Origin of the sequence: Chryseobacterium artocarpi (genome assembly GCF_001684975.1) — a bacterium.
Lineage (GTDB): Bacteria > Bacteroidota > Bacteroidia > Flavobacteriales > Weeksellaceae > Chryseobacterium > Chryseobacterium artocarpi.
The window spans coordinates 285099-300297 of the sequence record NZ_MAYH01000023.1; the positions used below are offsets into that span (position 1 = coordinate 285099).

Sequence of the window (15199 nt, forward strand, 5' to 3'; positions counted from 1 at the left end):
TATTTATTCAAAACTAAGTGAATTTCAAAACGGTAAATGTTAATATTTTAATGAGTTCTGACCGTATTTTAACATGTAGTTATTCGTGGTCAAAAGTAGCTTCTTTATAATGCTTCAGATATTCTTTGGGAGAGTATTTCATAATGGATTTAAAAACCCGGTTGAAATTGGTTAAACTATTGAACCCACTGTTAAAAGCAACAGAAGAAATACTGTACATGTTGCTGGAGGTTAATAATCTGCAGGCTCTTTGTACTCTCAATTCATTCAGATATTGAATATAGGTAATCCTTGTGCGTTTTTTAAAGGATCTGCAAAATGCCTGAGGCGTCATACAGGCTTCTTTGGCAATAGCATCAAGGGTAAGTTTATGCTGGGTGAAATTCTTCTTAATATAGGATTGGGCATCTATAATTCGCTGGTCGTTGTCTGAAATATGATTAGGCAGATTCTTTTCCGAAGATAAAGGAATATGAATGTGCCTGTTTTGCATGAGGTGGTTTAAAATCTTTATAAAATCTATGATCTGTTCTACCCCCTGCGTCTTTTGCAAGGCTGACATGCTTTCTCCTACACTTGCTTTTAATTTTGAAGCAACCTGGAATCCTACTTTTGAATGTTCGATGAAGTTTTTGAGCTCTTCAAATTCCGGTAAATCAAAAAAAGCGGATATTTTTTTATCAGGATCAAAAAAAATAGAGATAGCGTGAACTTTTTGTTTTTCATTTTCAGCAAAATCCCCTTTAAAAACGTGCGATTGGTTGGCACCAAGATAGAAAATATCTCCTGGTTCAAAAGCGAAAAGGTTTTGTTCTATGGCTAAAGTACCACGTCCTTTAAGAATCCACATAATCTGTGTTTCAGTATGCCGATGAAAATAAGGATAGAAATTAGGCATAATATCTTCCTGAATACGGATACTTTTATTGGTGTCGGCTGGAACTGAAAACTGAAGACTCTTCATACAATCAATACTTTATAGAATTAAAAGAATAGAAAGGTTAAAATATTGCCGAATTTAAGTAAAATATGAACATTAAGTATCATATTAAAATCCAAACTTTACATCTCTATAATTTTAATGAATAAAGTGCTTCAAATAGTACAAAATCGTAACTTTAAACCTTTAAAATAAAAAATAATCATAATATATGTTTTCAGCACAAACCTATCAGGACAGACGATCTCTATTACAAACTAATGTAGCTGGCGGAGTCTTATTATTTTTAGGAAATATAGAAAATCCGGTAAATTTTGAGCATAATCCTTATTATTTCCGTCAGGATAGTAATTTCCTGTATTATTTCGGAATTCAGGAGCCTAGAATTGCAGCCATTATTGATATTGATGAGAATAAAACCATTGTTTTCGGAGATGAATTAAGTATTGATGATATTGTCTGGATGGGCAGACAGGAAACATTGAAAGAAAAATGTCTTAAATCCGGTGTACAGGAAACTTTGCCTTACGCTGAGCTTCCAAAGTATTTGTCAAAAGTACAGACTTCCGGTAGAAAAGTGCATTATCTTCCTCCTTATCAGTCTTCCAATAAAATCCTATTATCTGATGTTTTAGAAATTAAAATAACAGCATTACAACCTTCAGCAGAAATGATCAAAGCAATCGTAAAGCAGCGTTCTGTAAAAGAATCTCAGGAGATTGTACAAATTGAACAGGCGGTAAATGTATCCAATGAAATGCACTTATTGGCAATGCGTATGGCAAGACCAGGCGTTAAAGAATATGAAGTGGCAAATGCTATTCAATACCTTGCAGCAAATAAAGAATGCCAGATGTCTTATCCTCCGATTGTTACGATAAATGGTGGCATCCTTCACAATCATTATCGCCTTAATACACTGAAGGAAGGCGATCTTTTCCTGAATGATTCAGGTGCTGAAACAGCAATGGGATATGCAGGTGACTTAACAAGAACCTTTCCTGTGAGTAAAACCTTTACCACCAAACAAAAAGAGATGTATGAAGTGGTTCTGAATGCTTTTAATAGTGCGCAAAGTCTTTTGAAACCCGGAGTTCGTTTTAAAGATATTCACCTGAAGGCTTCCCTGCATCTTGTAGAAGGTCTTATTGATCTTGGATTGATGAAAGGAAACCCTGAAGATGCTGTGAAAAATCATGCTCATACCCTATTCTTTCAATGTGGTTTGGGGCATATGATGGGATTGGATGTTCATGATATGGAAGACCTTGGTGAGCAATATATAGGCTATACTGAAGATGAACCAAAGGACACGAAAACATTCGGGCTTAAATCTTTACGCTTAGGAAAGTCTTTGGAGTCAGGATTTGTAGTGACGGTGGAACCAGGTATTTATATGATTCCTGAACTGATTGATATCTGGCAGGCTGAAAATAAAAACGCAGAATTTATTAATTATGATAAAGTAAATGAATACCGAGACTTCGGCGGCGTTCGTGTAGAAGATGATTTCCTGATTACGGATGATGGGTATAGACTGCTTGGAAACGGACTGATCAAAACAGTTGAAGAAATAGAAAATTACAGAGCTGAACATTTAGCTTAATTCAAATATCATATATGAAGAAGATAAAAAAACTAACAATCATTGCATTTTACTTCCTGAGTCTGTCACCATTGGCTGCACAAAAGATGCAATGGACACCGGATGGGAATGCTTATTATTCATTTACTAAAAAAGGGGTTGAAGTCGTAGATGTACTACATCCTGGAAAGGAACAGACTTTTTTAGATAAGAATGAATTGATTCCTTCCGGAAGTTCCACGCCTTTAGAGGTACAGAATTTTAAAGTTTCTCCTGATGGGAAAAGCTTGTTATTGTACACTAACAGCAAGAAAGTATGGCGGGATAATACCCGTGGAGATTACTGGATCTTTGATAAAAACAGTAAAAAACTTACACAGCTTGGAAAAAGCTTACCGGCATCGTCATTAATGTTTGCCAAGTTTTCACCGGATGGGAAAAAAGTGGCTTATGTATCAAAGCATAATATTTATATCGAAGATCTTTCAAACAATCAGCTTACTAAAATTACTGATGATGGTACAGACAGAATGATCAACGGAACTTTCGATTGGGTATATGAAGAAGAATTCGGAACACGTGATGGTTTCAGATGGTCTCCGGATGGAAGGAAAATTGCTTATTGGAAACTTGATGCACGTGATACCAAAAACTTCCTGATGATCAATAATACTGATAGTCTGTATTCATTTACCATCCCTGTAGAATATCCAAAAGCAGGAGAAAATCCTTCAGGATGTAGCATATGGTTCTATGATCTGTCAGCTAAAACGACAAAAAAAGCTGATATATCAGGTGATGAAGTACAACATTATATTCCGAGAATGGAATGGGTACAGGATTCTAAATCTATTATTCTTCAACAATTAAACAGAAAGCAGAACCAAAGTAAAATTATTATTGCTGATGCCGGTTCAGGAGCCAGTAAAACCATTCATACAGAAACAGATCCTGCATGGATTGATATAAAAACCCGATGGAATGACAATGATCCGACGGGCTGGGACTGGATTGAGAATGGTAAAGAATTCCTATGGCTTTCTGAAAAAGACGGCTGGAGACATATCTATAAAATAGACATGAATGGAAAGGAAACATTGATTACAAAAGATGCTTTTGATGTTATAAAACCGGAATTTTTTGATGTTCCAAACAAACAGATCTACTTTTTGGCTTCTCCCGATAATGCAACACAAAAATATCTGTATAAAGTAAGTATGAAAGGAGGAAAAGCACAAAGAGTAACGCCTGGTGCTTATACAGGATCCAATCAATATACAATCTCGCCTAACGGAAAAATTGCAGTGTTTAATAACAGTAATGTCAATGGACAATCTATTGGAGCGGTTGTGTCTCTTCCGGAACATAAAGAGCTTGTAGCTGCAAAGAATGTAACAAAAGTAAATCCTGAAACATCCAAAACAGAATTTTTCCAAATTACAACGGAAGACGGAATTACCCTTGACGGATGGGTTGTAAAGCCGAAAAACTTTGATCCTTCTAAAAAATATCCAATTGTTTTTATGGTATACGGAGAACCTGCATTACAGACTGTAACGGATGATTATTATTCAAGCTGGAGTCTATACGCTGGTGATATGGCTCAGGATGGATATGTGTACGTATCTCTTGAAAACCGTGGCACACCTGCTCCAAAAGGGCGTGAATGGAGAAAATCTATTTATCGTAAAATTGGTAAGCTCAATATCCGTGATCAGGCAATGGGAGCCAAAGCTTTATTTGCAAAATGGTCTTATATAGATACTTCCAGAGTTGCGGTATGGGGTTGGAGCGGCGGAGGCTCTTCCACGCTAAACCTTTTAGGACAATATCCGGATATTTATCAGACAGGAATTGCTATTGCTCCTGTAGCCAACCAGTTGTTCTACGATAATATTTATCAGGAAAGATACATGGGGCTTCCACAGGAAAACAGAGAAGATTTTGTAAATGGTTCTCCATTGGCTTATGCTAAAAATCTAAAAGGAAATCTTTTATTGATACATGGAACAGGTGATGATAACGTTCATTATCAAAATACAGAAGTATATATCAATGAATTGGTAAAATACAACAAACAATTTCAGCTGATGTCCTACCCAAACAGAACTCACTCTATAAATGAAGGTGAAGGAACCTCTCTTCACCTTTCCACTCTATTTACCAAATATTTGAAAGAACATTGTCCTCCGGGAGGAAGATAAATAAATAATGAAAGTCTCACGTAATGTGGGGCTTTTTTTGTAGAATTATTTTCTTTTAAATATAACTGTCAAGGTGATAAGAAAAGGCTCTTTCTTATATTGATCAGTATCCTTCATTACAATTTTCATGGTTGTTTTATCCAGTTGTACGATTTCAAACTTTCTCTCATAATTACCTCCATCGAATAAAGACAAGGTTTTATCATCAGAATCTAATGAATATGAAAAATAAAGTTGCCCACCATCGATAATAGAACCATCCGAATTAAACTGCATGATGTCTTTACTGCTATATTTTGAATGCGTTTGAACCGTTCGTTTTCCGTTCGCTTCAATACCTTCTGCTGATGAAAGAAAAGGCTGCCATTTTCCGACAATCATTTTTTTATTAGATTGCTGAAAAGAAATATTGAATGACATTACAGCCAAACAAAAAATAGCAGAAAACAGGATTATGTTAAACGATTTCATTACATTTTGACTTTTAGAAAATAAAGAGCTGGTTTTCAAATGTAGTGACAATCTGTTTAATTATTGAGAATTTATTTTTTATAATTATTAATTTTGATTTCTTCATTTATAAAAGAATTTAATTTGAAACTCCCATTCTCCTATTACTCTAATCAAGACGTTCTTTTTCTGGCTAAAGACCTTCTGGGGAAAGTTCTTTTTACCAAAATTAATGGAAATATTACTGCAGGAATTATTGTAGAAACAGAAGCCTATTTTGGAATACAGGACAAAGCTTCCCATGCTTACGGAGGAAGACGTACAGACAGAACTGAAACTTTGTACAGCCATGGCGGGATATCTTACGTTTATTTATGCTATGGAATTCATAATCTTTTCAATGTGGTGACTTCCGTGGAAAATGACCCTCACGCCGTTCTGATCAGAGCAATAGAACCTTTAATAGGAAAAGAAATCATGGAATCCAGACGAAATATGCCCGCTTCCAAAGCTGCAATCTCTTCCGGTCCCGGTTCTGCTGCAAAAGCTTTAGGAATTGATCGTACTTTCAACCAAAAAGACCTTTCCGGAGCCGAAATCTGGATTGAAAATCAAAATACTCAATATTCCTCAGATGAAATAGAATCCGGACCGCGTGTAGGTGTTGCTTACGCAGGTGAAGATGCGTTACTTCCCTGGAGATTTTGGGTGAAAGGAAATAAATATGTGAGCAAATATAAGCCTTAAAGTTTTTTCCTGATAAAAGATAATAGTTGTAAATGCCAGTATTTGTTCAGCTATATCAATAGGACTGGGCTTTAGCCAAAACCTTTTATATAATATTAAAGATCAATAAACGGTTTATATGTCCTCCCAATCGGAAGTTTTTTTCCTTTAATCTGAACAAAAGTTGCTGATTTCACCTCCATTTTAGATCTGGAAATAATATACGATTTATGAATACGTGTGAATAAAGCCGAACTCAGGCTCTCCTCTATCCTACTTATGGGCATTTTAAAGGTAAAAGTCTCCGTTTTTGTATGAATATTGATGTACTCCCTAAGACTTTCGATATAAAAAACATCCTGCAAAATGATTTTAACCTGTTTTTTGCCACTATTGATGAAAATATAATCACGCTCAGCCATTTCCAGCAAAGCATCTTCAGCATCCATCAAATACTTGAATTTTCCGATAGATGTTACAAATCTGTCGTAAGGAATAGGCTTCAGAAGATAGTCGACGATGTCTAAGTCATAGCCTTCAATCGCATATTGATGATAAGCAGTAGTAACAATCACCAATGGAGGATTCTTCAAAGTTCTTAAAAACTCAAAACCTTTTACAACAGGAAGATGAAGGTCTAAAAAGATCAGATCTACTTCATGAATATTCAAAAGATTACTTGCATAAACTGCATCTGCACACTTTCCCACAAGGTGAAGTTCCGGATCTCTGGAAATAAAAGTTTCCAGAATTTCAGCGGCAATCGGTTCATCTTCTACAATAATGCAGTTGTACTTTTTAGGTGTTGGATGAGTCATTGAAATTTATAGTTAATTGAACAATATATCTGTCACTTTTATTTTCTACAACAAGATCATGCGTGGGATAAAGAAGTTCAAGCTGCCTCCTGATATTCTTAAGCCCAATCTTGGTGGAATGCTCAAGAATTCTCTCTTCCTTTGAATTTTCAACAAAATAAGAAAGAATACCATCTTTCAGCTTGATTTTAATATTGATAAAAGAATCTCCTAAACTTTCGGAAATACCATGTTTAAAAGTATTTTCAACAAACTGAATCAATATAAGCGGTGAAATTTCCTGAGACGGATTGTCAATGCTTTCCTGCAAATTGATACTAAGATGATGATAACGGATGTTCTGTATCTGTACAAAATCTTTAATATTGTCGATATCTTTTTCTATGGAAATCGTTTTCTCAGCAGCTTCATAAATATTATATCGCATCACTTTTGAAAGCTGTAAAATAACATCCGGAGTTTCATCAGCCTTTTTGAGTGCCATTCCGTAAATATTATTTAATGTATTGAATAGAAAATGAGGATTGATCTGAGCCTTTAGCATGGTAAGTTCCTGATCCAGCTTTTCTGACTTTAACTGTGAGATCTGATTTTTCAGAATATTCTTTTGCCGGGTAATTTCAACGCCGAAAATAAGACCTACCATAAAAATAAGATCCATAAAAGAATTGAAAGCTACATAACCATTAATAAACCCGGAATTCTCTATTCCATCCAAGGTTTCTTCAACACCGTAGATATAAGGATATATTATTAAATGAGTTAAAAAGCGATGTCCTAAAACAGAAACAATAATAATGAAAATGTAAAGTAAATATTTGAAAATATTTTTAACAGATACCTTTTCATACACATACAATAAAGAATAGGCAAGCGGAATTTTAACCAAAAGATATCCCAGCTCCAAAATAAGTGTATTCCAAAGTCTTAACTGCCATGTGAAATCCGGAAACCGATATCTGGACCAATAAAATTCAAGGTAAGCTTCCAGGATATAATAAAAAATCCAGAAAAGCAGATGAATACGAAGTTTTGATTGGTAATCCGGTTTCAAACTATTACTTTTTTAAACTGTAAAATAATAAGATTCAATGAAATATAAAAATATAAAATCTATCAAATCATTTTAGCGATCTATAAATGGCGATTTCTTTTTAAACTCATCTCAGGAAACATGAGGTTGAGAAAGCAAAATATCAACAAAAAATTGAATTCTATACCATTACTCCCGCCTCCTACTACAAACCATCCGTTCTGCAAGTGAACAAAATAAATCCCAAGAATAAAGATGATTATATTACAAACCGCTACAGGCTTTATATATTGATCTATCCAAAGTAACGGAACAGAAATCAGATGGGTAAGCTTTACAGCCCAGGCAAGATAAAGTCCGATGGGAGCAAATCCTATGGTATTCAGATATTTGATTCCAAAATTATTCACGTCTCCACTGAAAATAGAGATGAAACTATGCATCAGCAAGATCACAGATAATGCAAATCTGAGGAAAAAGTTCTTTTTCATAACGCCAAGGTATAAAGTAAAGGAAATAGTCGTTGTGTATTGTATATCAATTACTTTTAACGGTATATGAAAGTTTCCTGATTTTATTACATAAAAAAAGAACAGTAAAATGAATTACTGCTCTTTAAAATATTGTAAGGATTTTGATCTTAATTCTGACTTAAGCTTTTCTTTAAAAATTCTTCAAGTTCCTTTTCATGAAGGTTTTTGGCAATGATCGTTCCTTCTCCGTCTATGATTACGTTAAAAGGCAGTTCATCAATTTCATAAGCTTTTGCTACCGGACTTTTCCAGAATTTCAGGTCGCTGATCTGTATCCAGTTGATACTAAATCTGTCTATAGCTTTCTGCCAGCTTTCCTTGTTTTTATCCAAAGAAACACCAAGAATTTCAAATTTGTTATTCTTTACCTGTTCTGCATAAGTTTCATACAGCTTTTTCAACTCCGGTTGTTCCCCCACACAAGGAGCACACCATGTTGCCCAGAAATCGATAAGGACGAGCTTTCCTTTTAATTCAGAAAGTGAAAATGAAGTTCCATCCGCTTTAGACATTGTAATTTCAGGGGCTTTTTTTCCTACCTCAATCTTATTTTGTGCGAAAATATTTCCTGAAAAAATGATTAAAAATAATATTGTAATTCCGGTTCTCATATTAATCATTTGTTGGGTAATCTTTATCCAGCCAATCCGTTTTGATATTCTTTGGAAGATTTAAAAGTTTGGCATTTTTAAAGCCCATTTCCATTAATAAATTGAATGCCGGACGAATATTCGGGCACTTTACAAAAGGACAGCAACCACAATAGATGACAACTTCCCTATTTTTAGGAATATCTTTAAGGTAGTTTCTCAATTTTTCCAGATTTTCAGGCTCGTGAGTTGGTCCGATATCTACAGAACCTTTGATAATAGCTTCAGGACCTACGGAAATAATCAATAAATCCTTGGTTTTGTTCTTTACAATTCTTGATGCCAACAATGCCGGATCCATCAACTGGCTTTCTTTCCATGGATCCTGTGTTTGCTGTGCCTGCCCAAAAAAGGAGCAAACAAAGCATACCATGATAAACAAATACTTCATACTTCTATTTTTCACAAATATATAAATGATTTATTGAACCGTAAAAGGCTGTATGAGCCTATTTTGGAATGATTTTTAACAAAGATAAAATTTCAAATGATTTCCATTTTTGTATTTTAGCCTTAAAAATGAGTCATAATCTATGATTTAAGATAATTTAAAAGCATTTCTTCCTTATGAAAATCAATCTTCCCGACCATTGGTCAAACTTTATAAAAATTTTCACAAAAAAACATAAAGAAACTATCATTTATGATGTGATACGTGTTTTTCGGAATGAAGAAGAGATTCAGGAACGTTATGACACCTATGAATTTGAAGACTATCTACCGGAATATATTCCTATTGCAGATGATTCTGGTGGGCAGGTTGCCGTAATATCAAAAAATAATAAGGATACAAAGGTTTATTTAACTTCTTACGGGGTATTACAGGAAGAATATCTTGAAGTTTTAGACCGTGATTTGCTACATTGGATGCAGCGTAAATTTCCTTTTGAAAGTAAAAAGAATGAATTGTCTGAGACTGATATTGAAAAACGTAAAAATGAAAATACGCTTTTGCTAGAGCGGATATCTTCCTTTACGGATATTAGAGAATTCTTAAAAAAAACTATTGCTATTGAAGGAATTGCATTGCCGGAATATTACGCACCTATTGAACATATTTACTATTTTCAGGATGGTTATCATTATAACTCAGTAGAAAATAAAAACCTTACAAGTGATAAACCCGGAGATTTTAAATCAAATTGGATTGTGTTAGCAACCAATTATTTTGATGATCCTTTTTTTATAGATTTAAATGAGGCTGAACAAATGTTTCCTGTGTATTTTGCTTATCATGGACAAGGAGATTGGGAGCCCATAAAAATTGCTGATAGCCTTAAAATATTTCAGGAAATACTGGAAGATGTTCAAAATATGAGATATGATAAGACAGCATTAATCAATTATTTTGATGAAAATATAGATGTTGAAAATCTTTTTTGGAAGGATGTTTATCTTACGATCGAAGATGAAAGTGTTTTAGATTGGGAAGAGATAAAGCAGGAATCTTTTGACTCAATTGGCTCAAAAGTAAACTTATACATCACAGATGTAGGACCGAATAAAATGAAAGTGATTGCACTGCTGAAAAAAGAATTTGATATTTCCGGATCGGAAGCCCTAGAATTGAGTAAATCCCCTCGGATATTATTCACAACTGGATATAGTAAATGGTTACAGAAGACATCCAAAGAACTTGAAGATCTTGGAGCTCAGGTAGAATTTGAAATACTGGATTAAAATATCTGCATTTTTTGTTTAAATTACTTATTTAATATTTCCTGATGTGTTTTCTTATGTGGAGTACAAATATTTTATACTTTTATATAAAGTATTGTGAATAAAAAAACACCTTTATCATGGAAGAAAAATTCCAGCCAGATGCTATTATTATAGGAACCGGATTGGCAGGGCTTACTGCTGCAATGGAAATTACCAATGTCGGTAAAAAAGTGTTGTTACTGGATCAGGAAACTGAACAGAATATCGGCGGGCAGGCATTTTGGTCTTTTGGTGGGCTGTTTCTGATCAATTCTCCCCAACAACGGAGAATGGGTATTAAAGACTCTTATGAACTCGCATTGCAGGATTGGAAAGGTACAGCAGGTTTCGACCGTGAAGAAGATTATTGGCCCCGAAAATGGGCAGAAGCCTATCTGAAATTTGCAGCAGGAGAAAAATACGAATATATTTCTAAATTGGGAATCAAGCTGATGTTTATGGTTGGCTGGGCAGAGCGTGGCGACGGTTCAGCAAATGGTCACGGAAATTCTGTACCTCGTTTTCATGTAAGCTGGGGAACCGGAACCGGTGTGGTAAAACCTTTTGTGGAAAAGGCATATCAGGCAAGAGAAAAAGGTTTATTACAAATGAAATTCAGGCATAGAGTAACTGAATTAATCACAGAAAATGGTAAAATAAAAGGTCTTAAAGGAGATGTTCTTGAAAATGATACTAAAGACAGAGGTGTTGCCACCAATCGTAATATTATCTCTCAGTTTGAATACTCTGCGCCTCACATTATTATTGCATCAGGTGGAATTGGTGCCAATCATGAATTGGTAAGAAAAAACTGGCCCGAAAGGTTGGGCAAAGCACCCGAAAATATGGTTTGTGGCGTTCCTGATTACGTAGACGGAAAAATGATAGGAATCGCTGAAAATGCAGGAGCAGACATCATCAATCGAGATCGCATGTGGCATTATACTGAAGGTATTCAAAACTGGAACCCGATCTGGTCTAATCATGGGATTAGAATACTTCCCGGACCGTCTTCCTTGTGGTTTGATGCAAAAGGTAATCGCCTTCCCGCTCCTTTCCTTCCAGGATTTGATACGTTGGGAACTTTAAAATACATACAGGATACGGGATATTCTTATTCCTGGTTTATTCTTACTCAAAAAATCATTAAAAAAGAATTTGCACTCTCAGGATCAGAACAGAATCCGGATATTACCAATAAAGATTATGCGCTTTTTCTGAAAAGAATCTTTGGTAAAAAAGCTCCAGGTCCTGTAGAAGCTTTTAAGGAACATGGAAAAGACTTTATTGTTTCGGATAATCTAAAAGATCTTGTAGAAAAAATGAATTTGCTGTCTGGTGATCATCTGCTGAATTACGAAAAGATAAAATCTCAAATTGAAGACAGAGACAGAGAATTGGACAACAAGTTTTCAAAAGACACTCAAGTCAATTATATCAGAAGTACAAGAAGTTATTTAGGTGATAAACTTGGAAGAGTTGCCGCTCCACATAAAATATTATCTCCGGAAAACGGACCTTTAATCGCGGTACGTCTTAATATTTTAACCAGAAAAACATTAGGCGGAATAAAAACAAATCTTGACGGACAGGTTTTAAGAGGAGACGAAACAGTGATAGAGGGGTTATATGCAGCAGGCGAAGTTGCTGGCTTTGGCGGTGGCGGAATGCATGGCTATCGAGCATTAGAAGGAACATTTCTAGGAGGTTGTATCTTCTCCGGAATGAAAGCTGGAAAATATATTGCAGGATTAAAAAAAGAAAACACAAACATATAATTTTTGTTGATGAATAATTATTATGACAACAAAGTAGTCTGAATTACAGGCGCGTCATCAGGAATCGGAGAAGCTTTGGTAAGAGAGTTAGTAAAGACCAGTAATGCTAAAATTATTCTTTCTTCAAGAAATGAAGAACAACTATATGAAGTAGCGGAAAGTGCAGGACTTACCGTAAATCAATATGCTGTGATCCCCTTAGATTTGAAAAATTATAAAGATATGCCTGCCCTAGCTGAGAAGGCAATAGAAAAGTTTGGGAAAGTTGATATTCTTATTAACAATGCAGGACTATCTCAGCGTTCATTGGCTATGGAAACGGATATAGAAGTCGATAAACGCCTCATGGATATTGATTTTATAGGAACTGTTGCATTAACAAAAGCCGTTGTTCCTTATATGATTAAAAATAATGGCGGACAGATTGCTGTCGTTTCAAGTTTAATGGGAGTTTTCGGAGCACCGATGCGTAGTGGTTATGCTGCTGCAAAACATGCTCTTCATGGCTTTTTTGATGCTTTGCGCGCAGAATTATTTAACCAGAATATTTTAATAACGATTATCTGCCCAGGATTTATACAAACCAATGTGTCTATAAATGCTGTTGTGGGCGATGGTTCCACACAAGGGACTATGGATGATGCCACAAATAAAGGAATGCCTGTAGATATTTTCGCCAGAAAAATGCTGTCTGCTATTGAAAAAAAGAAATATCAAAAAGCTATTGGCGGGAAAGAAGTATTAGGGGTTTACCTGAAAAGATTTTTCCCTTCACTATTGGCAAAAATTGTCCGAAAAGCAAAAGTGGTCTGAATAATACATTTTAATTATTCTAAATACCAAATTTTCTAGACTCTGAACCTTTTTTTCTTTCATCAGTAAAATGTATCCGTTTTCAGGTAAAATGTCTACCTGCTTTGAAAATTGCTGACTGTACATTTGTATCATAAAATAAATACAATAATTAATCACTAAAAACAATTATTATGATTCAGTCAGTAACATTTAAAACCCTTAATTGGAACGTAGCAGCAGATTTATATTTACCTCCAAACTTTGATGAAAACAAAAAATATGCAGCCATTATCAGTGCTCACCCAATAGGAAGTTGTAAAGAACAAACCTCTGGAAACGTGTATGGAAAGGCTTTAGCGGACGCAGGTTTTGTCGTATTGGCATTTGATGCATCCTTTCAGGGAGCAAGTGGCGGAGATATCCGTTTCATAGAAGATCCTACGCTAAGAGTGGAAGATTTCCGTTACGCCTGTGATTACCTTGTAACGCTTCCTTATGTAGATGAAAAACGTATTGGAGTTTTGGGCATCTGTGGTGTTGGTGGCTATGCTATTAATGCAGCAATGACAGAACGTCGTATCAAAGCTGTAGGAAGTGTAACAGGAGCCAATTATGGTAGACTTTGGAGAGAAGCTTTTGGAAACTGGAGTCCTATCGGAACTTTAGAAAAAATTGCGGAACAGCGTACTGCTGAGGCAAGAGGTGCAGAACTTCAGATCAATCCTTTTTTACCTCCTTCCGTGGAAGCTGCAACAGCTGCAGGTATTAAAGATATTGATGTATTGGAAGCTACAGAATATTACAAAACACCAAGAGGAGAAAAGCCAAACGGAGCAACCAGTTATCTGTATTCGAGAAGTAGCGCAGCCATGGGTTGGGATGCTTTTTATCTTGCAGAAGTTTTATTAACTCAGCCTTTAATGATAGTAATCGGTGATAAACCTGGTGGTTTCGGGGCATACAGAGACGGACTGGAAATTATGAGAAGAGCCAGATCAGAGAAAAAGGAACTGGTAATTGCAGAAGGATGGTCACACTATGAATTGTATGATCAGCCGGAACCTGTTAAAATAGCATTAGATCGATTGATTCCTTTTTATCAAGAAAATTTATAGTAGTCAATACGAAAAAGCATTGTTCAAATAATGAACAATGCTTTTTTTGTTATATTCTTAAAAGCTTTTTACCAGCCCAATTCCTACAGTTTTATTCTGATAAAAAGGCATAACCATGGTAGATGATAATAGTTTTTTTTCTTTATTTTTTCCACGCAGCATAGTATCAATCTTAGGAAAAAGCCAATAAGCAAGTTCTGTGGAAAGAATTCCAAAACCTGCACCTGCTGCAACATCCCCCAGCCAGTGTTTATCATTTAACATTCGATACACACCAGTAAAAATAGCGAAAGGATATCCTGAAAGACTTAACCAAAAATTGGTATCCTTATATTCTCTGAACATAAACTGTGCAGAAGAAAATGCTGTTGCAGAATGACCGGACGGAAATGATAAGGTATTGGATCGATCAGGTCTTTCCTCTTTTACAAGATATTTCAACGGCATGGTAAAAGCTGCAGAAATTAATTGAGAGGAAACATAAATAATGGTACGGTCTCTAAGGTTATGCTTTCCTTTTATGCCCATCGCATTCAGCCCGTATACCATTACAGCAGGAGCATATTGGGTATAGTTATCCAGATTAACAGGTGCTGGCTTATGCTCATTAATCTCCGTTCGGGTGGAAAGATTGAGCTGTTTTAGATTATTCATAGTTAAACCAGCCACGCCATACGCAATTAAAGTTCCGGGAATAATAAGACTTTTATAATTAAGTTTATTCTTTACAATACTATCCTGTAAAGGAGCCTGTATCGTGGTACTATCATTGATGCTCTGTGCATTGATGCTACAATAAAAAGAATTGAAAGCAATAATATAAATGAGTGTTTTTTGAAGAAATTTTACCATTGTAATAAAGAAGAAATTT

Annotated in this window: 15 protein-coding genes; 7 read left to right on the forward strand and 8 right to left on the reverse strand. The window is 35.3% G+C overall.

Going from position 1 to position 15199, the window contains the following annotated elements; genetic code table 11:
• Positions 1-79 precede the first annotated feature (79 nt).
• Positions 80-964 carry an AraC family transcriptional regulator gene (locus BBI01_RS09305; protein ID WP_065394402.1) on the reverse strand — a complete coding sequence of 295 codons (885 nt, stop codon included), beginning with the start codon at positions 962-964 and terminating at the stop codon, positions 80-82.
• Between the two features lie 187 nt (positions 965-1151).
• On the opposite strand from BBI01_RS09305, the gene BBI01_RS09310 reads away from it, so the two are divergent.
• Positions 1152-2546: an aminopeptidase P family protein gene (locus tag BBI01_RS09310; RefSeq protein ID WP_065394403.1), complete on the forward strand. Its 1395-nt coding sequence runs from the start codon at positions 1152-1154 to the stop codon at positions 2544-2546.
• A 14-nt stretch (positions 2547-2560) separates the two neighbouring features.
• Positions 2561-4729, forward strand: coding sequence for a S9 family peptidase (locus BBI01_RS09315; RefSeq protein ID WP_065394404.1), 2169 nt, complete (start codon positions 2561-2563; stop codon positions 4727-4729).
• 45 nt (positions 4730-4774) lie between these two features.
• Here BBI01_RS09315 and BBI01_RS09320 read toward each other — a convergent pair whose 3' ends face one another.
• A complete protein-coding gene (locus BBI01_RS09320) occupies positions 4775-5110 on the reverse strand; it encodes a lipocalin family protein (RefSeq protein ID WP_123862122.1) in 336 nt (111 codons plus the stop codon).
• Between the two features lie 213 nt (positions 5111-5323).
• Between BBI01_RS09320 and BBI01_RS09325 the strand changes: the two genes are divergently transcribed.
• Positions 5324-5926: a DNA-3-methyladenine glycosylase gene (locus tag BBI01_RS09325; protein ID WP_065394814.1), complete on the forward strand. Its 603-nt coding sequence runs from the start codon at positions 5324-5326 to the stop codon at positions 5924-5926.
• A gap of 95 nt (positions 5927-6021) precedes the next feature.
• Here the strand turns inward: BBI01_RS09325 and BBI01_RS09330 are convergent, their stop codons facing one another.
• The 5 genes from BBI01_RS09330 to BBI01_RS09350 form a co-directional block, all read right to left on the reverse strand.
• Positions 6022-6723 carry a LytR/AlgR family response regulator transcription factor gene (locus BBI01_RS09330; protein WP_065394406.1) on the reverse strand — a complete coding sequence of 234 codons (702 nt, stop codon included), beginning with the start codon at positions 6721-6723 and terminating at the stop codon, positions 6022-6024.
• Entirely contained in the window at positions 6704-7777 is a 1074-nt protein-coding gene (locus tag BBI01_RS09335; RefSeq protein WP_065394407.1) for a sensor histidine kinase, read from the reverse strand. Before BBI01_RS09335 ends, BBI01_RS09330 begins: the two co-directional genes overlap by 20 nt.
• Before the next feature lie 80 nt (positions 7778-7857).
• Positions 7858-8247 (reverse strand): DoxX family protein, encoded by a 390-nt coding sequence (locus BBI01_RS09340; protein ID WP_065394408.1) that lies wholly within the window; start codon positions 8245-8247, stop codon positions 7858-7860.
• 149 nt (positions 8248-8396) lie between these two features.
• Positions 8397-8900: a TlpA family protein disulfide reductase gene (locus tag BBI01_RS09345; protein ID WP_228393970.1), complete on the reverse strand. Its 504-nt coding sequence runs from the start codon at positions 8898-8900 to the stop codon at positions 8397-8399.
• Between the two features lies 1 nt (position 8901).
• Positions 8902-9330 carry a rhodanese-like domain-containing protein gene (locus BBI01_RS09350; RefSeq protein ID WP_065394410.1) on the reverse strand — a complete coding sequence of 143 codons (429 nt, stop codon included), beginning with the start codon at positions 9328-9330 and terminating at the stop codon, positions 8902-8904.
• A gap of 176 nt (positions 9331-9506) precedes the next feature.
• Here BBI01_RS09350 and BBI01_RS09355 point away from each other — a divergent pair, with 176 nt between their 5' ends.
• The 4 genes from BBI01_RS09355 (at position 9507) to BBI01_RS09370 (ending at position 14328) form a co-directional block, all read left to right on the forward strand.
• On the forward strand, positions 9507-10619 hold the full coding sequence (locus tag BBI01_RS09355; protein ID WP_065394411.1) for an SMI1/KNR4 family protein: 1113 nt from the start codon (positions 9507-9509) through the stop codon (positions 10617-10619).
• 119 nt (positions 10620-10738) lie between these two features.
• Positions 10739-12418 carry an FAD-binding dehydrogenase gene (locus BBI01_RS09360; protein ID WP_065394412.1) on the forward strand — a complete coding sequence of 560 codons (1680 nt, stop codon included), beginning with the start codon at positions 10739-10741 and terminating at the stop codon, positions 12416-12418.
• A 42-nt stretch (positions 12419-12460) separates the two neighbouring features.
• A complete protein-coding gene (locus BBI01_RS09365; RefSeq protein WP_228393988.1) occupies positions 12461-13231 on the forward strand; it encodes an SDR family oxidoreductase in 771 nt (256 codons plus the stop codon).
• A 173-nt stretch (positions 13232-13404) separates the two neighbouring features.
• The gene (locus BBI01_RS09370; protein WP_228393971.1) at positions 13405-14328 is read left to right on the forward strand and encodes an alpha/beta hydrolase; all 924 of its coding nucleotides are present in this window, start codon (positions 13405-13407) and stop codon (positions 14326-14328) included.
• A 57-nt stretch (positions 14329-14385) separates the two neighbouring features.
• Here the strand turns inward: BBI01_RS09370 and BBI01_RS09375 are convergent, their stop codons facing one another.
• Complete coding sequence (locus BBI01_RS09375) at positions 14386-15180, reverse strand: phosphatase PAP2 family protein (protein WP_065394413.1); 795 nt, start codon at positions 15178-15180, stop codon at positions 14386-14388.
• Positions 15181-15199 lie beyond the last annotated feature (19 nt).